Genomic DNA, 25,287 nt, shown 5'->3' on the forward strand with positions numbered 1-25,287 from the left:
ATGGGATAAAACTCGCGCCGCACTATCGCCCTGCCACGAAAAAAGCCTTAGAATCCCCGCCTGCTGAGGCAACCCGTGTGGCGGCACAATGCTTGCAGCGCGAGTCAATGAGCACCCCAACCAGGCAGTTCCTGCAAAGGACTTTTGACAACAACCTTCGAGTTGCCCGGCGCACCGCCGGAGCTCGATTTGCGCGGAGGACATTATGAAGTTCCTGGCTAGGCTTTCGGGATTCTTCCCCAACCGATCCGTCAGGTCAGCAAGTGTGGCAGCGTTGGCGCTGCTGGCGCTCGGCCTGTGCGCGTTGGCCCAAGATCAAACTCAGCCGCAAGCTCACTCTCAATCACAGGCTCAACCGCAGCCTCAACCTCAGAGGGCGATTCGGGTGGCCCGCGTCAGCTTGATCGAAGGCGATGTCAGTTATCAACGGGGTGGTTCCAACGATGACAAAACCACCGACTGGTTCGACGCTACGGTCAATCTGCCGCTCGACGAGAAAGATCAGGTTTACAGCGCGAAAAATGGCCGCGCCGAAGTGCAATTCAGCGGCGGCACGCTGGCGCGCATTGATCGCGACACCAACCTGCGCATCGTGCAATTCAACACCAGCACCATTCAACTGGCCCAATCCATCGGCACGGCCACCTATCGCGTAGAAAGCCTAGACCGGCGGCAGTTCCAGGTTTACGACGTGAAGAGCGGTTCGATTGATAACCCGCTCTACTTTGAAGTGGACACGCCTACCGTCGCCATCACGTTTCTGAAAGAAGGCAATTACCGCGTCAACGTGCGCGATGACGGCACGACCGAAGTCATCGTGCGCAAGGGCCAGGCCGAAGTTTACAACCAGGAACTCGGCACCGTGCCGGTCAAGAGCGGCCGCCGCATCATCATCGAAGGGCGCGATGCGGGCTATTACCAAATCGCCAAGCTCAACGACAAAGACAACTGGGATCGCTGGAACGACCGGCGCGACGACGATTTTTATGCGCGCGTCAGCAGCATCCCGGACAGTCGGCGCAGCACGCGTTACGTGCCGGCCTCGGTGGCGGGCGTTTACGATTTGGATGATTACGGCGATTGGTTCGAGACGCCGGATTACGGCTGGGTCTGGTCGCCACGTGGCGTGCCGGGCGGCTGGGCGCCTTATCGTGCGGGTTACTGGCGTTGGTATGGCGACTGGGGTTGGACGTGGGTTTCGTCTGAGCCGTGGGGTTGGGCGCCCTATCATTACGGGCGGTGGAATTACTATCGCAGCCGCTGGTGCTGGACGCCCTACATCAACTTCGGCGTGGGCCACGTCGGTGTGGGTTTCTGGGATTGGTCGCCGCATTTGGTCGCCTTCTTTGGCTGGGGCGGCAGTTACGGAGCCGGTTATCGCAACGGGTATTGGGATGGTTACCGCGACGGGCGCGGCTATCTGGGCTGGTGTCCGTTGGGTTGGGGTGAACGCTGGGGCGGCGGCTATTATGGACGCAGCACGACGATCATCAACAACACCGTGATCGTCAACAACACGAACCACGTGCGCTCGCTTGACAGCTTGCGCAATTACAACGCGCCCAACGCCGTGAGCGGAATGGAAGGCCGCCGCTTCGCGCAGCCCCGTGTCGTGGCCGACAACATCACAGTACCGCCACGTGGTTCCGGACGTTTGTTAGCAGATGACAACACTGGGAATGCCAGCGGCAATGCTGGCCCCGGGAACAGCGGTAACACAGGGCGCGGTGGCGGGCGCGAGTTGGCCCTGGCGCGCAATGATGTTTTCCGGCCTACGGAACGCGAGATCGCGCGCCAGTTGCCGGTTGAGCGGAATTCGTCCGTGGCCCGTGCCCTGGACGCCCCAGTCACCGCGCGCCGTGCGCCGGTGAGCGATGGCGGGGGGATGCCGACACGCAATAGTTTGGATGGGAACGCGCCTACACGCGGGCAAGTGACGACCGAACGCAATTTGCCGTCACGTGATGCCGCCATACCGGCGCGTAATTCGTCCAGGGAAACGGTGTTGGAAGGTGTCGCCCGGCCTGAGCGCCGCGCGCCGGAATATCGTCCGGTCGAACGTGTCGAACGCCCGGCCGTGACGCGGCCATCCAGCGAAGACCGTTCAATGCCACGGCGGGAAAACAGCAATACCGAAACAGGCTCAGGTTCCGCCGTGCCGCGTGACCGCAACATGCCCCGTGGCGATGGCGAAACGCCGCGCCGCACCGAGGCGCCTACGCGTTCCAACGACCGGTACGACATGCCGTCACGCGGGCCGGAACGTGCGCCGGAACGTGTCGAACGTCCACCCGTCGAACGCCGCATGCCCGCACGTACCGAAGCGCCACGTGCCCCGGAACGCAGCGAACCGCCGCGCGAATACCGCACGCCACCCCGTGACAGCAGTCCGTCGCGCGACAGCAGTCCGGCCCGTGACAGCAGTCCGGCGCGTGGGGCAGAGCGGCCTTCGATGCCGGAACGCTCCGCGCCTGCTCGTGAAAGTGCGCCTGCCCGTGAGAGTGCGCCTGCCCGTGAAAATGCGCCGTCTAAACCGGAACGACCGTCAGGCAGTTCGGATCGTTCAATGCCGACGCGCAAGAACAATTGAGCGCAAATCTTGTCTGTTAAACAGGCCAGCGCCCCGGTTGAGTTGCAAACTTAACCGGGGCGCTTTTTTTGTGACACAGATTGCTGTTACAGCTTTTTTGTCGTGCCGGTCACGGCAATGCCCAGATCGGTGGCGGTAAAAAACGTCTCTTTCCCATCGTTGACGATAACAAAAGTGCCGTTGGCCGAGACGCCGGCAATCGGCAAATCCACGCGCACGGTGCCTGTGCAATTGCCATTCACAGTGATCTGGCCGCTCAGATTCCCCTGCAACGGTTTGCCGCCCAAGGTGCCGTTATATGCGCCAGAGATATTGCCTTGCTGGTCAAAGCTGATGGGGCCGGCAATGGCGATAGCGGAACCCATCACGTTCCCGCTGTATGAATAGCCGTGCGCTCCCAGCATTGTGCCTAATGTGCATGATTTGCTGCGGGCGCGGTCAAAGGGGTTCTCTTGTGCAGCTTGCACGTTGGGCAAGAGACCGCTGGAACGCTGTCCGTCAGCGCCGCGCCACAATGACAACAGTGCAGCCAATACCAGCAAAGTAAGTGTGATCTGTTTTGCGTTTTTCATCAGGGTTCTCCTCATAGCAAAAGGGCAGCAAATAGTTCGATACGAGCCAGAGCCGCAACCAAGGCCCGCCAATTTCGTGCGCGCAATGCGCCTCAGGACGCTGTGGAAAGTAACGGAAGGCCGGGCAGAAATCTTGAAGCGGGCGTGAAATTGTTTTGAAAGAATTGTGAAGGCCGCCTTTTCGCATTGCCGCCGCCGCTCCGTTATACTGGCGCACGCAAAACCAGCACGACCAAAACAATCCGCAAGAGAAAGGTTGAACGCCATGCAACGCATCATCATCGCCGTCCTGTGCTGCGCGCTCGCGCTTTGCGCGTCGGCGCAATCAAAGCACAGCCCCGTGGCTTTTCATCCTTCCCCTTTCCTCCCTCATTCTTCACATAAGTTTCACGCCACCATCGCCCAACTCGAATACAACGCCAGAGAGCAGTCCGTCGAAGCCGTCATCCGCTTCTTCGCCGATGATTTCGAAACGGCCATCAGCCAGCACGCCAAACGCGAGATCAAATTCAACACGCCGCAAGCCCTGAAAGACAAAGCCAGCAACGAAGCCGTCTTTGCCTACGTGCGCGAGCGCTTCGAGTTGAAGGGCAAGAACGGCAACGCCGTCAAACTCACTTGGGTCGGGATGGAAATGCAGGCCGAGATGATCTGGGTGTATTTCGAAGGCAAACTGCCGGGCGGATTGAGCGGCGCACAATTAAGCAATCGTGTGATGCAAGAACTCTTTGACGATCAGGTCAATATCGTCAATTTCAAATACGACGGTAAACAGACGGGGACGATGTTTAATGTGCAGGATGGGTTTAAGGTGGTGCCTGACAAGAAGTAATTGCTGAACCCTTTGAATGAATTGTTATGAAAGAGAGCGAAGAACATCCATCAGAGATTGGGCAGCGATACTTTTACGGCGAAGGAGTCAGAAAGAACTATCGCAAAGCCTTTCCGTATTTGCTCGAAGCTGCTCAGGCCGGTGATATTCATCCGCAAAATCTAGTGGGCTATTGTTACTGTCTGGGTTTGGGAGTGGCAAAAGATAATGCGCAAGCACTCTTCTGGTATCGGCAAGCCGCCAAACATCATCACAAAGAGGCGCTCTTCAGTCTCGCCTTGCTATACGACAAAGGCGAAGGCGTTGAAGCCAATCCCCGCAAAGCCTTTGCGTTATACAAACGGGCGTCTTTGTTGGGTGATGACTGGGCGCAATGTAATCTTGGCATTTGTTATCTCGAAGGGCGAGGAACCAAGCAAGACTTGGCGCAAGGCGTTTTCTGGATGCGCAAAGCTGCACGGCAGGGTGATGACAAAGCCCAATTTAACTTGGGACGTGCCTATCTTGACGGCGAAGGAGTTCGTAAAAATGTGCGCTGGGCTCGCCACTGGCTTGAGAAAGCGGCGCAACAAAACCATCGTCAGGCGTTGCGCTTACTGAGCCAACTTAAATAACTCTGGCTTCTTTAGCGCGCGCTGCCTCTTCCGCCTGCTTCTGCGCAATCCCTTCGCGTCCTTTGTACTGGATGAAGCGCGGCAAGCAAAACGCCAATGCGACGCAACCCGCGACACAGAGCGCGCCGCCCAGCGCCACCGAGTTGCGCAACCCCAGCAAACTCGCGGCCAAGCCAGCTTCGGCGTTGCCCAGATAAGGGCCGGTCGTGTAGCTGATCATCTCGATGCTCGCCATGCGCCCGCGTAAGTGATCGGGGATCGTCTGGTTCCAAATCGTCATGCGAAAGATGCCGCTGACGGCATCCGCGCCAAAGGCGACGACGAGAAAGGTCAAGGCTAGCCAGAGTTGCTTCGTCAGCCCGAAGCCGATGATTGCCAAGCCCCAAACTGCGGCGGCCAACACCACGGCGCGTCCGTGACGTTCGACTCTTTCCGTCCAACCGGAAGAGAGCGTCACGAGTAGCGCGCCCAGCGCTGGCGTGGCGTAAAACATCCCGACGGCGCTGGGGCCAAACGGTTCGGCTAGCGCGGGGAACAGCGCCATCGGCATGCCAAAGAACATGGCGTTGATGTCAATCAGATAGGTGCCCAACAACTCCTGCCGGCTGCGCGCGTAACGCCAAGCCTGCTTGACCGCTTCCAAACTGGGCTGTTCGGCGGCTGCGGGCGGCGGCACTGGCTTCATCAACCAAAGCGCGGTGACTGAGGCCAGAAACGTCAAACCATCCAAGGCATAACCAATGCTTGCGCCCAGCTTGCTGGTGACCAGCCCCGCGCAAGAAGTGCCGATGATGAACGCGATGCTGTAGCGGAACATTGTCAGCGCGCCGACGGCGGCCATTTGTTCAGGCGGCACCAGGCGCGGCGTCAAGGCCTCGTGCGCCGGACGATGCAACGCATTGCAGGCGGCAAATAGCGCGGCCACGGCAAAGAGCACCGCTACGCTGGGCTGTGGCGCTAGGGCATTGGCCACGAGCACGGCGCAGCAAAGCGTCATCGCAGCTTCCATCAAAATTACCAGCCGCCGCCGGTCAAAGGCATCGGCCAGCGCGCCGCCCACAAAGGCCAGCACGAACATCGGTACGAATTCCGCGACGCCCAGCATCCCGACGTAAAACGACGAGCGCGTCAGTTGATACATCTGCCACGGCAGCACGACATAGCTGATGGCGGAACCGAACGCGGAAACGAATTGACCAAAGTAAAGCAGCCGGTATTGCCCTGACGTTCTGAGCGGCGTCAGATCAAGCGTTAAGGCGCTCGCCCAATGCCGTTTGGCAGGCGACGCATCTGTTTGGGTTGGGAATGAGGATTGATCGGACATAAGGTTACAAGCTAAGCAGTGCCAATGCTGCTTCGACGCGCAACATCTTTGGAGTGCGTGCGGCACGCACTCCAAAGACTCCGCCAATCCAAAGGTTGCCCGTTGATGGGCTGGCTCAAGTGGCTCAAGTGAAGGACGCTCTCACTGCCGCGCCGTAGCCGGTGATGTACGGCTCGCCATAACGAATGGCAACTTCGCCCGCGACAATCACGTGTTCAATGCCTTGGGGAAATTGTTTGGAGTCCTCGAAGGTCGCGCAGTCCAACACTTGATTGGGGCTGAAAACGACGAGGTTCGCGCGCGCGCCGTCCTCGATTTTGCCGTGGTAGGGAAGCCGAAAGGTTTCCGCCGCCAGGCCGGACATTTTGCGAACGGCTTGTTCCAGTGTCAGCAGGTTTTGTTCGCGCACATAACGGCCCAGAATGCGCGGGTAGGTGCCGTAAGCGCGCGGATGCGGTTTGCCGCCCAGCAGGCCGTCGGTGCAAACGTTGACGTAAGGCTGTTGCATGATTTTGCGCACGACCTCTTCGGATTGGCTAAACGAGATCATCCCCACGCCCATCCGTTCCGCCAGCAATAAATCAAAAGCGAATTCAACGGCGTCGGCTTCGCTGACTTGGTCAACTTGGTTTTTCAGGCAAGCGGCTTGCGCCAGATTTTTACCGAGATATTCAGGGTGATGGCCCGAAGGAATGTCAGGGATCACGATGCCTTCCGGCCCCGACCATTTCCAGAAATTGTCCCAGTGCGAAGGCGCACGATCCAGCATCGCCATGCGCAGCTTGCCGCGTTCATCCGCGCTCGCCAGGCGTTGCAACGTCGCCTCGACGCCGCCCGCGTGCGCCCACGGCGGCAAGATTGCGCCCAGCATCGTCGAACCGGCGATGTAAGGATACTGATCCGCCGTGACGCGAACGCCTTCGGCCTGCGCCTGTTCAATCAACGCCAGCACGCCGTCAATGCGCGCCCAGTTTTCGCGCCCGGCGATTTTGAAGTGCGAGATGTGCACGCGCACGCCGGACTGCTTGCCGACTTCGATCATCTCGGCGACGGCGTCCTCGATGTAATCGCTTTCGCTGCGCATGTGCGCGACGAAGATGCTGTCGAACTCAGCGACCGTGCGGCACAATTCGATCAATTCGCTGGTGTCGGCAAAACAGCATGGCGGATAGATCAAGCCGGTCGAAAGTCCCAACGCGCCTTCGCACAGGGATTGGCGAATCAATTCCTGCATCGCGCCGATTTCAGCAGGCCGCGCCTGCCGATCTTCCATTCCCATCGCGCTCAGCCGCACCGCGCCATGCGGAATCAGATACGCGCAATCAATAGCCGGACGCGCGCGTTCAAGCGCCGCCAGATATTCCGCCACCGATTCCCAATCCCACGCGCGGCCCAGATCGCCGTCCAACCCCGCCAGTGAACGCGCCACCTGCGGTTGATCGGCCCTGCGAATCGGCGCGACCGAAATGCCATCCTGCCCGAATACTTCCAGCGTGATGCCTTGCCGAAGTTTCATTGGCAGTTCCGGTTCGAGCAGCACGCGCAAATCCGAATGGCTGTGCGTATCAATGAAACCCGGCGCGATGACGAGGCCCTTGCAATCCAGTTCTTCCATTGCGTGCAGCGAATTGGGCGCGTCAATCGCCAGAATGTAGCTCCGGCGAATCGCCACGTCTGCCGGATACAGCCCGCGCCCCGTGCCGTCGGCCACCATCCCGTTTCGCAAAACCAGTTCAGGCGTTTTCATCATTTAACTCAGCGCAGTTCCGTGACGGGCCAGCCGCGACTCAAGATGCCGTTTCACCGCGGGCCATTCACTGGCAAGGATGCTGTACATCACGCTGTCGCGCACGGTGCCGTCACGGCGGGCTGCGTGATGACGGAGGACACCATCTTTCTTCGCGCCCAGCGCCTCAATCGCGCGTTGCGAGGCGAAGTTGAAATTATCAGTACGCAGTCCGACTACTTTGCAACCCAGTGTGTCGAAGGCGTGTGTCAGCAACAACAGCTTGCAACTGGTGTTGACGTGGCTGCGTTGCCAGCGGTTGCCGTACCATGTGTAACCAATCTCGACGCGATCAAGCGCGGCGACAATATCGTGATAGCGCGTGCTGCCGATGATTGCGCCGCTCGTCAATTCGCGCACGATCCAGGGCAACATCTGCCCATCACGCTGCCCTGCGAGGGCATGGGCAATGTAGCCGCGTGCCTGTTCCGGTTCAGGAACCGAAGTGAACCACAGTTCCCAAAGCTTGCCATCCGCCGCCGCGCCAACCAGTCCTTCGTGATGTTCGTCAGTCAATGGCTCCAGCCGGACGCCGTAACCTTCCAATGTGACAGGGTGAATCTCGATCAAATGTGCCTCCCGCCGTTTTGCATGTAATGTTAGCCTTTCGCGCCGTCCATCCCCGCAAGCGCCCCGTACATCTCTGGCCGCCGGTCACGGTAAAACTGCCAGTGCGTGCGCACCTCGCGGATTTCATCCAAATCCAAATCAGCCACGATCAACTCGTCCTTGTCTTCGCTGCCTTTCGCCAGAATACGTCCGTCGGGATTGCTGAAATACGACGAGCCAAAAAACTCGCCGATATTCCACGGCGCTTCGGTACCGACGCGATTGATCGTGCCGACGAAATAGCCGTTGGCGACGGCGTGCGCGCGCTGCTCTAACTCCCACAGATAATCGGCGTGACCTTTGGTCGTCGCCGACGGGATGAACACAATCTCCGCGCCGTTCAACCCCAACGCCCGCGCGCCTTCCGGGAAATGCCGGTCGTAGCAGATGTAAACGCCGATGCGCGCGTACTTCGTCTCAAACGTCGGGAAGCCCAAATTGCCGGGCGTGAAATAAAACTTCTCCCAAAAGCCCGGCAGGCAATGCGGAATGTGCGTCTTGCGATACTTGCCCAGGTATGTGCCATCGGCGTCAATCACGGCCGCCGTGTTGTAATACACGCCGGTCATTTCTTCTTCGTAAATCGGCGCGACGATGACCATCTTGTGTTGCTTGGCAATCTCCTGCATCAATCGCGTCGTCGGCCCATCGGGGATGCGTTCGACCAAACCGTACCAATGCGGATTCTGTTCGGCGCAAAAATACGGGCCGTAAAACAACTCCTGCAAGCAAATGATCTGGACGCCCTGTTTGGCGGCGTCAGCGATCATCGCCACGTGTTTATCAATCATCGCCTGTTTGATCTTTTCGATAGGGCTATCGGCAGGCTCCGCGTTCGTGGCCTGGATCAAGCCGCATCTGACAACTCGTGACATAGAAAAATCCTCCGAAGAAGATGCTAGATGCTGGATGCTGGATGCTAGTGAAGAAAGACGTCTTCTCCCCACTCACATCTAGCATCCAGCATCTAGCATCTGTTTTTCATTGCGCAAATGTATCAATCATCAAGTAAGGATCGCTCATCGGATAGAGCACCGGACAAGTGCAGCCGCGCCGCCGGTATTCAGCCACCTTGGCGCGCACTTCCTCGGGCGTGCCCGTCGCCGAAATCTTCAGCACGAATTCATCCGGCACGTACTGCATCGCCGCGTGAATCTGCTCAATGGTTGCGGGCCAGGTCAAGATGGATTGCACCTGTTTGACGATGTCCGCGCTGACGCCCGAAGCCTTGGCGATGTGCGGCTGCTGCGCCAGATACTGCGTCAGCAGAACCTTCGCCGCTTCGATGGCTTTTTTGCGGTCGTGGTCAACCGAACAAACGACCAGTTGCGGGCGGTCAATTTCATCAAGCGAGCGCCCGGCTTTCTTCGCGCCCGCTGCCAGCAATTCCAGCGCACGGTCGTTGTATTCGGGCGGCACGCAATAATTCAGCAACACGCCGTCAGCAATCTCGCCGGTCAACTCCATCATCTTGTCGCCGGTCGCGCCGATGTAAATCGGCACGTTGCGCGGTTCGCGGCGGCCATGCACCACATCGAGTTCAATACCCGTGACGTGATGAAACTCGCCGTGAAAGGTAACGTTTTCCATACGCAGCAAGCGGCGCAAGACTTCAACCGTCTCGCGCATCGCCAGCAGCGGCTTGCGCCGTTCGATGCCTACGTTGGCCGCCAGCGGATCCCACCACGCGCCGATGCCGCAAATCATGCGATCCGGTGCCAGATCATCCAGCGTCAACCACGTCGCGGCCAGTAAGCCGATGTTGCGCGTCCAGTTGTTGATGACGCCCGCGCCGATCTTGATGCGCTCGGTCGTCGCGGCAAAGGCCGCCATCGGCACAATCGCATCGCGCACCAACCGGCTTTCGGCTTGCCAGACGGCTTCAAAGCCTTTGCGTTCGGCGTACTGTGCGTATTTGATTCCGTCTTGCAAGGAATGCGCGTCTTGCAGGTAGAGCGCAACTCGTTCAGTTGGCATGTTCTTTCCTATCTCTTTCAAAATTCCAAGCTCCTGTTTTCTTCTACCCATCTGTCCTCAATGATTGGTAGTTCGCGCTCACATCTTTCAAGCCAGAGGTCAATTTCACCATAGCTCTGTGACGCAACAAGTGTAAACAGTTCATTGAGCAAATCCATTTTCTCAGCCGATACGTGCTGTAGTAATTCGTTGTAAGAGACTTCCTGGTATCCCATGTGAAGATGCCACTTAAGCCAGAGGAGGTAGCGGCATTCAGCTTGAACCCGGTCATCAGCAAGCCGCTGCACTATCACCGCTCCTACACGATCAGCTTGGGCGTGATCTCGAAACCAATTTTCTTTTCGGTTCCATATTTCTGTTATGTGTATTTTCATTACTCCGACGTACTCGCTGTTTCAGTTTTATTTCGGCTGCATAGCCTGCCTTTCAGTCTACAAATCGTGCCCACACGTTCGTCGCCAGTTCGCGGCTTTTCGCTGTGATCTCTGCTTCGTCCAGAAACACCAGTTGCCGGTCTTTCATCAACACCTTGCCCGCGCAGATGGTCGTCGTCACCATTGAATTTTCAAAGCCAAACAGGATGTGCCACGGCAGATTGCCAGCGTTGAGCGGCGTGGTCGGGTGATAGTCCACAAAGATAATGTCGGCGAATGCGCCCGGCGTGAGTACGCCCAGCGGCGCTTGCGGAAAGAAGACGCTGGCGAGCGCAGCGTTGTTGGTCACGGCCATCTCGGCGACGGTCGCGCCACCCATCCGGCGCGGGTCGCGGTGCGCGGCTTTGTGCGAAAGGTAGGCCGCTTTCCATTCGTCCCACATCGCGTTGGAAAAGCCATCGTTGCCCAGGCCGACCTGCACGCCCAATCGCAGCAAGCTTTCCACGTCTGCCGCACCGACGGCGTTGTTCATATTCGAGCGCGGTTGATGCGTCACCCAGGTGCCAGTTTCGGCCAGCAACGCCGCTTCGCGATGATCAATGTGGACGGCGTGCGCAACGACGGAGCGTTCACCCAAGATGCCGAACTTGTGCAGCCGGTCAATCACGCGCAGACCGCTCTTTTGCAGACTGTCAGACTGGTCGGATTCGTGTTCAGCAGCGTGAATGTGAAAGCCGCCATCGTGGGTATTGCGGCAGGCTTCCAGCGTCGCATCAGATAGTGTCAGCGAAGCATGCAGACCGAAGGTGGCGGCTATTTGCGATTGCGAATTTGAAATTTGAGATTTCAGGAAGCGCAGATTTTCAGCAATGCCAGCTTTGGCTTTTTCTTCGCCAGCGCGGTCGGTGACTTCGTAACACAGACAGGCGCGCAATCCCGCTTGTTGCACGGCTTCGGCGATGACATCCAGCGAACCGTCAATTGCATTTGGCGAAGCGTGATGATCAATCAGCGTCGTCGTGCCGTGTTTGACGGCATCAATCAAGCAAACCAACGCCGAAGAGCGCACGTCTTCGAGCGTCAACGCCTTGTCCAAGCGCCACCACAATCGTTCCAAAATTTCCGGAAAGTCTTTTGGCGCAGCGCCCGGAATCGCCATCCCGCGCGCAAAGGCTCCGTAAAAATGCGTATGCGCGCAGATGTTGCCGGGCATCACGAACTGACCGCGGGCGTCCAGCCGTTCAGCTTGCGGGTATTTGGCTTCGAGTTCGGACGATAGACCAAGTTCAACAATCCGGTCGCCTGCCAGATACAGCGCGTGCTTTTCCAGGATTCGATTTGGTGTGCCCCAGGTGATAAGCGTGGCGTTGGTGATGAGCATGACGAAAGCTATGCGAGCAGTTTATCCAGTTCCGCAATGTCGGGTTGAATATGCAGCGTTTCGCCGACCGAACGCCGCGCAGTGTTGATGTCTTTCAAACCGCTGCCAGTGATGACCAGCGCAACGCTTTCATTGGATTGAATCACGCCGCTTTCGCGCAGTTTGACGAATCCGGCAACCGCCGCCGCGCCGCCCGGCTCGGCGAAAACACCGGTTGCACGCGCCAGCCGTGGGATCGCGGCAATGATTTCTTCGTCGCTGACGGCAACCGCGCCGCCGCCCGAATCACGCATGGCTCGTAACGCTCGCGTTCCATCGCGCGGATCGCCAACGTTAATACCGTCCGCGACAGTGTGCCCGGCAACGGGGCGAATCACGCCGTCGCCGTTCACCGCGTTAGCTAGCGGCGCAGCGCCTGCCGCTTGCACGCCGGTTAGTTTCGGCAGGTGCTCAATCCAGCCCAATTGCCGCAAGTCACAAAACCCTTTCCACAAGCCGCCGATGATGTTGCCATCGCCGACACCAACCACGACACGGTCGGGAATCTGCCAGTTCATCTGCTCGGCGATTTCAAACGCGGCGGTCTTTTTGCCTTCTGCCGTATAGGGGTTGTAGCCCGTCGTGCGCTGATACCAGCCGAACCGTTCGGAAGCCGCCAGACACAGTTCGCAAGCCTGTTCATAACTGCCTTCAACCAGCACGACGGTCGCGCCGTAAATTTGCAATTGTGCGACTTTGGCGGCTGGCGTTGTCGCCGGAACGAAGATGACAGATTTCATCCCCACGCTGGCGCACATCCCGGCCAGCGCCGCGCCCGCGTTGCCCGACGACGCTGTCGTCGCTACGGTCGCGCCCGCTTCCTGCGCTTTGACGACAGCCAGCGCGCTGGGCCGGTCTTTGAATGAAGCGGTCGGATTGCGTCCATCATCTTTGACCAGCAATTGCCGGATGCCGAATTCAGCGGCCAGTTGCGGCGCGTCGTAAAGCGGCGTCCAGCCTACAGCGAGCGGCGGCACGGGTGCTGAATCCACCATCGGCAGCAACGCACGATAGCGCCACATCGTGAAGTTGCGATCAGCAGCCAGCGCAGCTTTGCTGAATTGCCCGGCAATCCGTTCATAGTCATAACGCACATCCAGATTGCCGCCGCAGTGTGGGCAGACATATTCAACTTCGCTCGCGGTGAAAGAACGAGCGCATTCCAAACATTGAAAACCGTTGACGTAACTCATTGCTTCAATCCGTTCGCGCAGCCGCAATCCGCGCATCCATTTCAGAAATCAATTGCTGATGCCCGATCCACCATTCAGGATCAAGCTGCGCATCAAGCTCTTCAACCGTTTTGCCTTGCTGCTCTACCCACGTGAAGTATTTCAGGTTGTGCCATTGGCGGCGCGCGTCGGGCGTGCCGTCCTTGATCCAATCGGTCTTTGCGCTGTGGAAGATTGCTTCGACGTAAGCCATCGCCCGCGCGTCGTCTATTGCGCCGTATCGTTCGGCCAGCTCCGCCATCACCGAATGATACCGATCAATCGCGTCGGTGCAGATGGTGACGATCACGTCGCGCGGGCCAAGCTGATAATGCTTGGCCGTTTTGATTGCGCCCAGCACATTGCACACGCCGGAAATACCGAAGATCGTGCCAAGTTGTCGCAGCTTCGCTTCGGCAAGGCCGTAACGCCGCGCCAGCGTCTGTTGCCCAGCCTCGCTGGTCAGCACCTGCAAACCCTTTTTGCACTCGATGTCATCCAGACAGGCAATGGCATCCATGTTCAGCACGTTGTGAATCCACGTCACGTGCTTGTCGCCGATGCCCTGAATGTCGTGCCCGCCGTAGCCGTTGTTAAAAAGTGTGGGGCATTGAATTGGTTCGAGTCCCACGCTGCGCGCGTTCGGCCAGACTTGTTTGATCCTGTCGCCCGCCGCAATCGTCCCTGCGCTGCCCATCGCCGAAGTGAACGCCGCGATGGAACCATCGCCGATGCCTTGCGCCTTCAATTCCGCCGCGAGTTCGACAATCGTGTTGCCGGTGACGTGGTAATGAAAGCGGTAATTGCCCATCACCTCGAACTGATTCAAGATGCGAATGTGCGGATTGCGGCGCAGTTCCCAGGTCTTGTCGTAAATCTCTTTGACGTTCGATTCGACGCCCGGCGTTTTGATGACCTCGGCGCCGTAACTCTCGATGCGTGCGAAGCGTTCGCGGCTCATGCCTTCGGGCAGCACGACGATGGATTTGGCGCCAACGCGTCCACCGACCCACGCGCCGCCGATGCCGTAATTGCCGGTGCTGGGCCAGACGACGGTGTGCTGGTCAATGTCCACTTGGCCGAAGAGCAAGGCTTCGGCCAGCACCGAATAGGCCGCGCCGACCTTGTGTGCGCCGGTCGGGAAATCGCGACCATACAAGACGACGATGGGCGCGGCGACGCCGGTCAGTTCAGCGGGTAGGACTTCGTATTTGATCTGGTCATCCGCACCGCGCCAGGTGATGTTGTACAAGTTGATCGGATCAAGCGGCGCTTCGGTCGCGGCTTGGATGGAGCGTTGGCGCACCGCCGGATCAATCGCGCTCGGATGAAGCATTTCTTCAAAGGTGGGGCCGAAAATGGCTCTGGTCATGTTTAATCCTCAGACACGATGACGGAGTGGTTTGCCAGACAGCTCTGGTTATTCTTGACCAAAGTAATCTGAGTCAATTCGTTTGACGACATAGGCCGCAATTTCTGTCACACCTATGCCGTGGTCAATCATTAAGCTGGCTAGCATGTCTCCGCCAACCAAAATGATCTTACTATCAATGGCTGAGACAAACTCGCGGGCCTCCTTGGTAAATGAGGACGTGGTGATAAAGATGCCTTTCCTGGCTCGCTGACCTTGCAAAGCCCCAGCGAATTTTTGAATCTCCGGTCTGCCAACGACTCCCTCCCAACGCTTCGCTTGGATATAGATGGCGTCTAATCCCAACCGGTCTTCTTTGATGATGCCGTCAATGCCTCCATCGCCGCTTCGACCGACTGCCTTTCCGGCATCTTGCCGAGAACCGCCGTAACCCATAGCGAGAAGGAGATCAATAACGAGTTGTTCAAAAAACTCAGGAGCGCATTCTTTTACTCTCCGTATAAGGTCGGCAGCCAACTCCTCGCGAATCTGCTGATAGCCAAGTGCAATATGTTCTTCTGGTGTTAGGCCATTAACTTGGGGGACAGTCTCAGGCTCGTTCTCTAATTTGGACGAAAATCTGAACTCCCGGTGACCTGGAAACTTGTCCAAAAACTTGAGATCAACTCGCTTAGGATTTTGCGTAAGAACCTCGCGCCCTCGATCTGTAATTCGGTAAATCCCCCGTCGCGGAGACTCGATAAGGCCGGCTCGTTTGAAGTGTGCCTTAGCCCAGGCAACACGGTTACGAAAGACTGTTTGTTGGCCACTTGGGAGTAGTTGCGTTCGTTCGGCATCGGTCAGGTTGAACTCATTTGCAAGTGCATCAATGGTTTCTTGGTTGATTCGCTCTACTCCATCGGATAGGTGCCGAAGCAGGGGCAGCATTAGAGTTTGGAAGTCAGGAATGGGCATAAGGTCTTGATCCAGTCAGTTCGTCTGCAAGGCAGTCTTCAACCATTTCTTTTCGGCAGGCAAGTTGTAACAGCGCACTCCCGTCGCGTTGTAAATCGCGTTGATGATCGCCGGTGTCGTCGGAATCGAAGCCAGTTCGCCGACGCCTTTGCCGCCGTAGGGGCCGTCTTTGGTCTCGTGTTCGATGAAAAACGAAATCACTTCCGGCGTCTGGTCAATCGTCGGGATGCGGCATTTGTTGAGCGTGTCGGTTTGGACATAACCATCCTTCATCACGAAGTTTTCCTGCAACGCCATGCCCAAGCCCATCGAGATGCTGCCTTCGACCTGCCCTTGCAACGCCAGCGGATTGATGACGCGCCCGACATCGCTGGCCGCGATAACTTTCAAGACTTTTGTCTCGCCGGTTTTGACATCCACTTCGACCAGCACGGCCTGCGCGCCGAAGCCGAAAGCGAAGTGATGATACGGTTCGCACAGCGGCGCGACGTATTGATAGCTCATCTTCGGCAAGCGGCCCTCGCGCCGCATCAGCCGGACGATTTCAGCAAGTTCGACGCTGTGGCCGTTGTTCTTGATGAGGCCATCGGCAAACAATAGATCATCCGGCGGCGCGCCCAGCATCTCTGCCGCTATGTGCGCGAGCAGCTTGCGGACTTCCTTGCTAGCAAAGCGCGCGGCGTTGCCGGTGACGTAGGTTTGCCGCGAAGCCGTCGTCGCCGCGCAATCCAGCGTGTGATCGGTGTCGGCGACCAGCACGTCAACGTTGGCGTAAGGCACGCCGAGTTCTTCACTGACGACTTGCGCGAGCACGCCGACCAGGCCCTGGCCGATTTCCGCCGCGCCGGCGCGCACGGCGGCGCGCCCGTTGGCGAAGAGTTCGACTTCGGCACCGGCAGCGTCATAAGCGCCGCTACCAAAGCCTGTGTTTTTGTAAGCGCAGGCCACGCCCCAGGCGCGCCGCTTGTCGCCTTCGACGGCCACGAACGGATGTTTCTCCATTTCGGCGGCGACGGTTTCCAGCGCATCGGCCAAGCCGCAGCTTTCGTGCATCACCTGCCCGGCCAGCGTCTGCTTGCCGTAATTCAACACATTGCGGCGGCGGATTTCGACGGGCGAAAGGCCGAGCGCCTCGGCCAGTTGATCCATCTGGCTTTCCATCGCAAAGGCGCTTTGCGTGACGCCGAAGCCGCGAAAGGCACCGGATGGCACGTTGTTAGTGTACATCGCAAAAGTGTCCACCTTGACGTTTTTGACCTCGTAAGCGCCGGCGGCGTGCGTCGTCGCGCGCAACATCACGTGGCTGCTCAATGAAGCATACGCGCCGCCGTCGCCCCAGATTTCGGCTTCGTGCGCGGTGATCGTGCCGTCGCGCTTTGCGCCGGTTTTCATCTTGATGACGGTGGCGTGGCGTTTGGGATGCACCAGCAGCGATTCTTTGCGGCTGAGCACCAGCTTGACCGGACGCTTGGTCAACATTGCCGCGAGTGCGACGTGAATCTGAACGGAAACGTCTTCCTTGCCGCCGAACGCGCCGCCGATCAAACAGTTGATGACGCGGATGCGGTCTTCGGGCAGATTGAGCGAAGCCGCAATTTGCGCGCGGTCGCCGAAGGGAATCTGGCCGCCGCAATAGACCGTGATGCGTCCGGTGGGGTCAGGCACGGCCAGGCCGGCTTCGGGTTCGATGAAGGCGTGTTCGACGGTTTGCGTGTTGTAGTCGCGTTCGATGATGACGTCGGCTTCGGCAAAGCCTTTCGTGATGTCGCCGTTTTCCAGGTGGTAGTGCTTCAGGCAGTTGCCGTGTTCGTTGGGATCGTGATGCGGAACTTGTGCGTGCAAGATTGGCGCGTCCGGCGCGGCGGCTTCTTGCGGGCCGGTGATGACGGGCAGTGGTTCGTACTCGACTTCGATCAGCTTCAGGGCTTCAGCGGCGATAGCTTCTGTTTCGGCAACGACCAGCGCGATGGCGTCGCCGACATAACGCACTTTGTCGTAACACAGCACCGGCCAATCCACTTCGTGAACGCCGCAATCTTTGCGACCGGGGATGTCAGCGGCGGTCAGCACGGCGACGACGCCGGGATGCGCTTTGGCTTTGCTCACATCAACGCTGAGCAGCCGCGCGTGCGGATACTGGCTGCGCAGCGCACGGGCGTAGAGCATTCCGTCAACATACAAATCATCGGCGTAAATTCCTTTGCCGGTGACTTTCTCAACGGCGTCGGGGCGGGGCAACGGCTGGCTGATTGCCTTAAGCGGCTGTTTGACAGCAGGCAGCGGCGCGACGGCTTGCCCGGCGGCTTGTTGCACGGCGCGGATGATCGCGTTGTGGCCGGTGCAGCGGCAGATGTTCCATTTGTGGCCGTCATAAATCTCCTGAAGCGTCGGGTTGGGATTCTTTTCAAGCAAGGCGATGGTCGCCATTACAAAACCCGGCGTGCAAAACCCACACTGAGTTGCGCCCTGATCAATGTAGGCTTGCTGCACGGGATGAAGTGCGCCATTCGCTACGCCTTCGATGGTTTGGATGTTCGCGCCACCGGCTCGTTTCATCGGCACCAAACAGGAGCGCACGGCTTCACCGTTGCTGATGACCATGCAACTGCCGCAATGCCCGGTCGCGCAGCCGTCTTTCGTGCCGGTCAGATGCAGTTCATCTCTGAGCACATCCATCAACTGGGTTTGCGGTGTTGCGGAAACCGAATGCTGCCGGCCATTCACCGTCAACGTAAAAGTCTGTTTCTCACCCATGAATTTACCTCTTCGAAAATGCGTATGGAAAATCAGCAGAAGCTGGCGCTCGCAACACCATCAATTATCCAGCAGGCTCATCCCCATCTTGTAATAGCGGTCGCCCACCGCCGCGCCAGCCGGAAGCCTTTCGTCTATCCATTGCATGTCTTCCGCCGTCAGCACGACGTTGGCCGAGGCAGTGTTTTCGCGCATGTACGCCAGCCGTTTGGTGCCAGGAATCGGCACGATGTCTTGGCCCAGATGCAGCAACCAGGCCAGCGCCATCTGTGCCGGCGTGCAGCCTTTGCGCGCGGCGATTTCTTTAACGGCTGCGACCAAGGCCATGTTGCGGTCGAAGTTTTCGCCCTGAAAGCGTGGCACGTTCGACTTGCGCCAATCGCCTTCCGGCATATCTTCGGCGCGCTTGGCAGTGCCGGTCAGGAAGCCGCGACCGAGCGGGCTGTAGGGAACCAAACCGATGCCGAGTTCGCGGATGGTGGGCAGCACTTCGGCTTCGATGTTGCGCTCCCAGAGCGAGTATTCCGATTGCAACGCCGAAATCGGATGTACGGCGTGCGCGCGCCGAATGTTGGCGGCGCCCGCTTCCGACAGGCCGATGTAACGCACCTTGCCTGCCTTGACCAACTCGGCCAGCGCGCCGACGGTGTCTTCGATAGGCACGTTTTTATCTACGCGATGCTGATAGAACAGATCAATGTGATCCACGCCTAGTCGTTGCAGTGAAGCGTCGCAAACCTCTTTGACGTGGGCGGGGCGGCTGTCGGTGCCAACCGGGCGGCCATCCTGGATTTGAAAGCCGAACTTGGTGGCGATGATGGCCTGCTCGCGTTTGCCCTTAAGCGCGCGACCCACCAACTTTTCATTCTCGAATGGCCCGTAAACTTCCGCCGTGTCGAAGAAATTGATGCCCAGTTCGAGCGCTTCGTGAATGGTGGCGATGCCTTCGGCCTCGTTAGCGGGGCCGTAATTGCCGCTCATCTGCATACAGCCGAGACCGAGCGCCGAAACCGTTAAGCCTTGTGTTCCGAGTTTGCGTTGTTCCATTGTGCGAGACTCCTTTGCCGTGAAATGTGCGCACACTTTACCGAACGGAAACGCGCTTGCCTAGTTAGATCGGGTCCTACCGCAGTGTCTGGGAAAACCGCGCAGCGGTACGGTACCGCGCGCGTGGGCAAGCGGAGGCTGGGTGGTTGAGCCAATGGTTCAAGATTGACGCGCCGCTTGCACACGCGCGCGGTACCGTACCGGCGCCATCCGCCCTGTAAACGCAATTGCAAATTGATCTAAAAGCCCAGCGGCGTTTGGTTGCGTTGCCCGGAGTCGCGTTGCATCATCTGCCGTCTCATTGGCGCGCCAAAAATCTACCCACGAGGTGAACCCGCATGAAATTCGGATGGACGGCGCTGGCTGTGCTCGGCGCTTTGCTGATTCCCGCGCAAGCCGCGATGAACGCCAAGCTGCGTATCTTTGTCTACAACCCGCTTTACACGGCGGTGGTCAATCACCTGGTGGGGTTCCTGGTCAGTCTGACGGTCGTCGGGCTGACCATTCGTTTGAACCAGCCGGCCCATGCGCGCGGTGTTTTTGAAGCGCCCTGGTGGGCGTTGTGCGGTGGCGTCATCGGCGCCTGTTTCATTGTGATCGCCACCCTCAGTGTGCCGCGCATCGGTTCGGCCAGCTTTTCGGTGGCTGTCATTGGCGGGCAACTGGTGGGCGCTTTGTTGCTCGATCAATTTGGCTGGCTGGGGTTGGCGCAGCGTTCGCTCACGCCCGCGCGGTTGACGGGTGTGCTGTTGATCTTTGTGAGCATCTGGTTGATGCAGCGCGAGTAGATAGCGGCTTGTCGGCGGTCTTGTTTGCCTGGATGGCTGACCGCATAATGCGCGCTCATTTTTCAATTCACGCTGGCTGGTCACTTTGGTTGGTCACTCTGATTTTTGCAGGAGGTAACGTTGGCGCTGAAAGATTTAATTTCGATTGACGACCTGACGCGGCAGGAAGTGCGCCGCATCTTTGAAACGACGGCTGACCTGAAAGCCCAGCCGCGCAATTACAGCCAGGCCTTGGCGGGGCGCAGCGTGGCGCTGATTTTTGAGAAACCGAGCTTGCGCACACGCGTGACCTTCGACCTGGGCGCGACGCAGATGGGCGCTTCGTGCGTTTATCTTGATCATCAGGGCGTGCGGCTGGGCGAGCGCGAATCGGTGAAAGACATGGCGCTCAACCTGGAACGTTGGGTAGACATCATCGTCGCGCGCACCTATAGCCACGAATCGGTGATCGAGCTGGCGGCGCATTCGTCGGTGCCGGTGATCAACGGCCTGTCAGAGTTCTCGCATCCTTGCCAGGGGCTGACCGATTACTTCACGTTGACCGAAAAGGTCGGGCCGGATTTGAGCGGCTTCAAACTGGCGTATGTCGGCGACGGCAACAACACGGCGCATTCGCTGATTTTCGGCGCCGCCAAAACCGGCGCGCACATCCGCATCGGCTGTCCGAAAGGCTATGAGCCAGACGCCGAGGTCTTGAAACGGGCGCGCAAAGAGGCGCGCAGCACCGGGGCCAAGATCGAAGTCGTGCACGATCCTTACGAAGCCGTCGCCGACGTGCAGGCCGTTTACACAGACGTGTGGGCTTCGATGGGGTTTGAAGCCGAGACCGAACGGCGGCGCGAGATATTCTCGTCGTACCGCGTGACCAAAAAGCTAATGAGTAATGCCGCCAAAGGCGCGTTTTTTATGCACTGCCTGCCCGCCCATCGCGGTGACGAAGTGGATGCCGATGTGATTGACGGCAAAAATTCTATTGTTTACGACGAAGCCGAAAACCGGTTGCACACACAGAAAGCGATCATGCTGTTGCTGGTGCAAGCCAACCAAGACTGAGTGCGGAATGTGGAATGCGGATTTTTGAGGTTAGTTGATGAATGAACAATTGCAGCCGGACAGCGAAAAGAATGCGGAACCGCTGACCGATGAGAATCCGCCATCCGCCATCCGCCATCCACCTTCAACTGCTCCGCAACCCAAAAGCATCGCCCGTTCCGCCAGCATCGTCAGCGTCGCCACGATGGGTAGTCGTGTGCTGGGCTTGGTGCGCGAACAGGTTTTCGCGGCCTTCTTCGGCGCGGGCGTGGCGAACGACGCCTTCAACATCGCGTTTCGCATTCCCAACATGCTGCGCGATCTATTTGCCGAGGGGGCACTTTCAGCCGCGTTTGTCTCCACCTTTTCCCGCACGCTCAATCAAAAAGGCGAACGCGAGGCCTGGCGGCTGGCGAATCTGGTCAGCAACGGCTTGATCGTGATTTTGTCCGTCATCATGGTCTTGGGCATCATCTTTGCGCCGCAGATCGTGGGCTGGCTGGTTGGCTCAGACCTGAGCGGCCACGCCAATTCTGCGGTCATGATTCCGCTGGCGATTAAGATGACGCGCATCCTGTTTCCGTTTTTGCTGATGGTTTCATTGGCGGCGGTGGCGATGGGCGTGCTCAATACCAAAGACCGTTACGGTGTGCCGGCGTCGGCTTCGACGATGTTCAACGTCGGTTCGATTGTGGGCGGTTTGGCTTGCGCTTATGCCTATGCGCCGGAATATGTCGGACGCATTGCCCAGGGTTTGTGGTATCGGCATCCTGTTGAGCGTGATGAAGTCGGTGCGATACAGGCGATCATCGGCATGGCGATTGGCACACTGATCGGCGGTGTCATGCAATGGCTGATTCAAGTGCCCAGTTTGCGTGCGGTCGGTTATCGCTGGCGTTGGGAACTGAGCTTCAGCGATCCCGGTGTGCGGCAGGTGATGAAGCTGATGGCTCCGGCGATCATTGGCGCGGCGGCGTTGCAGGTCAATTTGGTCGTCAACACCAACTTTGCCACCAGTCTGGGGCAGGGGCCTGTTTCGTGGTTGCAGTATGCTTTTCGGATGATCTACTTGCCGATTGGAATTTTCGGTGTGGCCATCTCGACGGCGACCTTGCCGATCACGTCAAAGGCAGCGGCGCTGGATGATTTGGCAGGCTTTCGGCGGATGCTGGCCTCGGCCTTGCGGCTGACGTTTTTGCTGACCATTCCTTCAGCAGTCGGCTTGATCGTGCTGAGTCGCCCGATTATCGCGCTGATCTATCAGCGCGGCAGTTTTACCGCTTACGACACCGCACAAACGGCGCAAGCCTTGAGTTATTACGCCATCGGGCTGGTCGCATATTCGGCGATCCGTGTCCTGACGCCTTCGTTTTATGCGCTGAAAGAAACGCGCATCCCGATGCTGGCGAGCGTTGTTTCGATTGTGACGAATTACATTGTCGCCTCGTTGTCGGTGCGGCAATTCGGCTTTGGCCATCGCGGGCTGGCGCTTTCGATTGCGGCGGTGGCCATTGTGAATTCGCTGCTGCTGTTGTTTTTCATGCGGCGCAAACTGGGCGAGATTGAAGGGCGCAGCCTGCTCAGTTCATTCAGCAAAGTGACGCTGGCGGCGGCGGTGATGGGGGCAATCTGTTGGTTGGTGAGCCAGCGAGTAGAAAGCCTGCTCGGCATCAAGACCCTGACCGCGCGGCTTTTAGATGTGGGCGGTTCGGTGGGACTGGGCATCCTGGTTTTTTTTATAACCGCCCGCTTGTTGCGCGTTGGTGAGATCACGCAATTGACTAGCATCGTGGCGCGTAGGCTGGGACGCAAGTCGCGTTCATCTTGGCCGACAACTTAGTCTCTGCGATACCAGGTGATCAATGCTTTGTAATTCGGGATTGGCGCGTCAATGAAGTCCGCAGAGGTACGCCTATCGGATCATCTGCCGCAAGTGGTGGAACGCCCAATCCATAAATTGATCAGAAAACACGAAGGCGCGCCGCAGTGATAAAACCGTGGCGCGCCTTCGTGTTGCTTAAATGAGGCTTTGCGTTAGTGCGGTTGGTTGCCAACGCGTGGAAACTCGGTGATGGCCGATGCCGGATTGGTCAACGGTTGTTTGAAGAAGCGGAACGAGATCGAACGATAGACGCGGCCCGCAATATCCGCGGCCCGCTTGCCTGCTTCGGAAGAGCCAGTGGTGATGACCGTGACCACCAAACGCGGATTGTCTACGCTGGAAAACGAGGTGAATAAACCCAGCTTGTCAGTCGCGCCTGTGCAGGTGCCCGTTTTGCCCGCAACCTGGCCTAGCGGATCGTAGGCCAGTTTGCCCGTGCCGTAATTCACGGCACCGCTCATGCCCGACAATGTCCGCAACCGGTCTTCGGGGGTAATTTCAATCCGCCGTTTCAAAATCGGTTTGAAATCCGCCGCGTCGTCCACGGTGCGAGGTACACGGGGGATATACAGATTGCCGCCGTTCGCAATCGCCGCCGTGAAAGCTGCCAGTTGCATTGCCGTCACACCAAAGCCATCCCCGTGACTCGGCATTTCGCGCGTCGCTTCTTCTGGCAGGAAGCCCGGACTTTCACCGGGATAGTTGATGCCGGTTGGTTCACCAAACCCATAGTTGTGGGCATACTGCATCACTTTTTCATAGCCAAGTTGGTGTCCCAGCACTTGAAAGAATGGATTGTTGGAATGCGCCAGCGCATCGGTCAGGTTCAAGCTGTAGCGCGCCGAGATCGCCACATCTTGATTGGGGTCAAAGATGCCTTCGTGCAAAGCGGCGAGGCCAACAATCAACTTGACGGTAGAGCAGGGTTTGACCGGAGAACCCAGTGCCATCTGTTGATTGACGACCGTGAAAATACGCCCATTGGTCGGATCCATCACGACGACAGTACCGGCGCGCCCAGCCATCGCCTCAATCGCCGCTCGGCGGACTTCGAGGTCTTCGCCTGTGCTGTTGTCTTTCATGACGTTGGCGACGGCGATGTTCCGCAAGGCTTCGTCGCGCGCGCGGATGGCGCGCAAATGGGCTTCAATGATTGCGCGACGGCGACGCGCTTCAGCCGCGCGGTAAGCGACCAACTTTTGCCGTTCAGCTTTGCTCAGCTTGCCACGTTTACGCAGAATGGAACGCATTTCGTTTTGCGAGATTTTGGGTTGTGCGGTTCGCTCGCGCAGGGCTTGCGCTTTGGATTTACCACGACTGGCGATGACCGGACTTGGTGGTGTGCCGCGGCCGCTCTTGGTCGTAACACGCGCACTTACTCGCCCCTTTTTCGTTGGGGCAGCTTTCGCTTTTTGTTTAGGGTTGGATTTTGCGCGGGCCTTAGCCTGCACAACAGAACCGGTCGTTACCAACGACACCATTAACGCCAGCCGCATTGCGCTTAGCCAGACGCGGGAGTACTTCCTCATTTTCGATCCCTTTTCTTCACCCGTTCGCTGACAGCATCATCGTCAGAGAGCAACTTCGACGGGTTACTAGACAGGTTGTTCCCGGCCGACCCAAGGGGTTTTAGTTCAAGTCGTCCACGGCAACAAACATACCTCAGCAAAGTTAGACTAATAGCCACACATTTTTTCGGTACAGCTTGATGCTTATGAGTGATCCCACAGTGTCGGTACGCAAGAAATCAAATCGTGAGTCGCTACTTGCGTTGGAGCACCCGACGCGAGGAACTTGCTTTGCCAGTTTGAAGCAAGCATTCGATAACAATTACCCAAGGTTTTCTGTAACATTTCGCCTCAAGCAAAACCAAGGGGGCTGGCGTGCGCGGCAGTCTAGCAAAGAAGGAGGGGAGCAACAACATGTGAGACAAGGCTCAAAAAATTATTTACAAGGCCATGAAAATTAATCTGGTGAATAGTTTAGCTTCAAAATACCTGGCAAAAATTTTTGGCTCATGTGTAACCAGTTTGCATCGTTGCTGTCCGGCACATTCGTCGAATGAGCATCGCATTGATGCGTTTGGCGTTGTACATGGCTTCATAGGTCGCCACGTAGTCTTTGAGATAACGCTTGTGGACACCGCGAA

The 25,287-nt window shown here is 58.0% G+C and carries 20 protein-coding genes; 6 read left to right on the forward strand and 14 right to left on the reverse strand.

Annotated features, from left to right (window positions below; translation table 11 throughout):
- Positions 1–385: 385 nt before the first annotated feature.
- Positions 386–2,590: a FecR domain-containing protein gene (locus HY011_06995; protein ID MBI3422670.1), complete on the forward strand. Its 2,205-nt coding sequence runs from the start codon at positions 386–388 to the stop codon at positions 2,588–2,590.
- Positions 2,591–2,676: 86 nt separating this feature from the next.
- Here the strand turns inward: HY011_06995 and HY011_07000 are convergent, their stop codons facing one another.
- On the reverse strand, positions 2,677–3,162 hold the full coding sequence (locus HY011_07000) for a hypothetical protein (GenBank protein ID MBI3422671.1): 486 nt from the start codon (positions 3,160–3,162) through the stop codon (positions 2,677–2,679).
- Positions 3,163–3,427: 265 nt separating this feature from the next.
- Between HY011_07000 and HY011_07005 the strand changes: the two genes are divergently transcribed.
- Both HY011_07005 and HY011_07010 read left to right on the forward strand, forming a co-directional pair.
- A complete protein-coding gene (locus HY011_07005; protein ID MBI3422672.1) occupies positions 3,428–3,994 on the forward strand; it encodes a hypothetical protein in 567 nt (188 codons plus the stop codon).
- A gap of 26 nt (positions 3,995–4,020) precedes the next feature.
- Positions 4,021–4,608 (forward strand): sel1 repeat family protein, encoded by a 588-nt coding sequence (locus HY011_07010; protein ID MBI3422673.1) that lies wholly within the window; start codon positions 4,021–4,023, stop codon positions 4,606–4,608.
- Here HY011_07010 and HY011_07015 read toward each other — a convergent pair.
- From HY011_07015 to HY011_07070, 12 genes are all read right to left on the reverse strand, one after another.
- Positions 4,601–5,932 carry an MFS transporter gene (locus HY011_07015; protein ID MBI3422674.1) on the reverse strand — a complete coding sequence of 444 codons (1,332 nt, stop codon included), beginning with the start codon at positions 5,930–5,932 and terminating at the stop codon, positions 4,601–4,603. The two genes, HY011_07010 and HY011_07015, sit on opposite strands and share 8 nt — an antisense overlap.
- A 124-nt stretch (positions 5,933–6,056) precedes the next feature.
- Positions 6,057–7,682, reverse strand: a complete 1,626-nt coding sequence (locus HY011_07020; GenBank protein ID MBI3422675.1) for a D-aminoacylase — start codon at positions 7,680–7,682, stop codon at positions 6,057–6,059.
- Complete coding sequence (locus tag HY011_07025) at positions 7,683–8,288, reverse strand: GNAT family N-acetyltransferase (GenBank protein MBI3422676.1); 606 nt, start codon at positions 8,286–8,288, stop codon at positions 7,683–7,685.
- A gap of 29 nt (positions 8,289–8,317) precedes the next feature.
- A complete protein-coding gene (locus tag HY011_07030) occupies positions 8,318–9,202 on the reverse strand; it encodes an acyltransferase (GenBank protein ID MBI3422677.1) in 885 nt (294 codons plus the stop codon).
- A 106-nt stretch (positions 9,203–9,308) separates the two neighbouring features.
- Positions 9,309–10,304: an LLM class flavin-dependent oxidoreductase gene (locus tag HY011_07035; protein MBI3422678.1), complete on the reverse strand. Its 996-nt coding sequence runs from the start codon at positions 10,302–10,304 to the stop codon at positions 9,309–9,311.
- 17 nt (positions 10,305–10,321) lie between these two features.
- Complete coding sequence (locus HY011_07040; protein MBI3422679.1) at positions 10,322–10,678, reverse strand: hypothetical protein; 357 nt, start codon at positions 10,676–10,678, stop codon at positions 10,322–10,324.
- A 52-nt stretch (positions 10,679–10,730) separates the two neighbouring features.
- The gene (ssnA, locus tag HY011_07045) at positions 10,731–12,059 is read right to left on the reverse strand and encodes a putative aminohydrolase SsnA (GenBank protein ID MBI3422680.1); all 1,329 of its coding nucleotides are present in this window, start codon (positions 12,057–12,059) and stop codon (positions 10,731–10,733) included.
- Between the two features lie 8 nt (positions 12,060–12,067).
- A complete protein-coding gene (locus HY011_07050; GenBank protein MBI3422681.1) occupies positions 12,068–13,291 on the reverse strand; it encodes a threonine synthase in 1,224 nt (407 codons plus the stop codon).
- Between the two features lie 4 nt (positions 13,292–13,295).
- On the reverse strand, positions 13,296–14,681 hold the full coding sequence (locus tag HY011_07055) for a pyridoxal-phosphate dependent enzyme (protein MBI3422682.1): 1,386 nt from the start codon (positions 14,679–14,681) through the stop codon (positions 13,296–13,298).
- Between the two features lie 48 nt (positions 14,682–14,729).
- Positions 14,730–15,635, reverse strand: coding sequence for a restriction endonuclease (locus tag HY011_07060; protein MBI3422683.1), 906 nt, complete (start codon positions 15,633–15,635; stop codon positions 14,730–14,732).
- A 15-nt stretch (positions 15,636–15,650) separates the two neighbouring features.
- Positions 15,651–18,389 (reverse strand): molybdopterin-dependent oxidoreductase, encoded by a 2,739-nt coding sequence (locus HY011_07065; GenBank protein MBI3422684.1) that lies wholly within the window; start codon positions 18,387–18,389, stop codon positions 15,651–15,653.
- Between the two features lie 60 nt (positions 18,390–18,449).
- The gene (locus HY011_07070; GenBank protein ID MBI3422685.1) at positions 18,450–19,436 is read right to left on the reverse strand and encodes an aldo/keto reductase; all 987 of its coding nucleotides are present in this window, start codon (positions 19,434–19,436) and stop codon (positions 18,450–18,452) included.
- A gap of 338 nt (positions 19,437–19,774) precedes the next feature.
- On the opposite strand from HY011_07070, the gene HY011_07075 reads away from it, so the two are divergent.
- The 3 genes from HY011_07075 (at position 19,775) to murJ (ending at position 23,096) form a co-directional block, all read left to right on the forward strand.
- Positions 19,775–20,224, forward strand: a complete 450-nt coding sequence (locus HY011_07075) for a DMT family transporter (GenBank protein ID MBI3422686.1) — start codon at positions 19,775–19,777, stop codon at positions 20,222–20,224.
- Positions 20,225–20,344: 120 nt separating this feature from the next.
- A complete protein-coding gene (argF, locus tag HY011_07080; protein MBI3422687.1) occupies positions 20,345–21,277 on the forward strand; it encodes an ornithine carbamoyltransferase in 933 nt (310 codons plus the stop codon).
- A gap of 37 nt (positions 21,278–21,314) precedes the next feature.
- Positions 21,315–23,096: a murein biosynthesis integral membrane protein MurJ gene (gene murJ, locus HY011_07085; protein MBI3422688.1), complete on the forward strand. Its 1,782-nt coding sequence runs from the start codon at positions 21,315–21,317 to the stop codon at positions 23,094–23,096.
- A gap of 194 nt (positions 23,097–23,290) precedes the next feature.
- On the opposite strand, the gene HY011_07090 is transcribed toward murJ, so the two are convergent.
- Positions 23,291–24,388: a penicillin-binding protein gene (locus HY011_07090; GenBank protein ID MBI3422689.1), complete on the reverse strand. Its 1,098-nt coding sequence runs from the start codon at positions 24,386–24,388 to the stop codon at positions 23,291–23,293.
- Between the last annotated feature and the right edge of the window lie 899 nt (positions 24,389–25,287).

The organism is Acidobacteriota bacterium (assembly GCA_016196035.1).
GTDB lineage: Bacteria > Acidobacteriota > Blastocatellia > RBC074 > RBC074 > JACPYM01.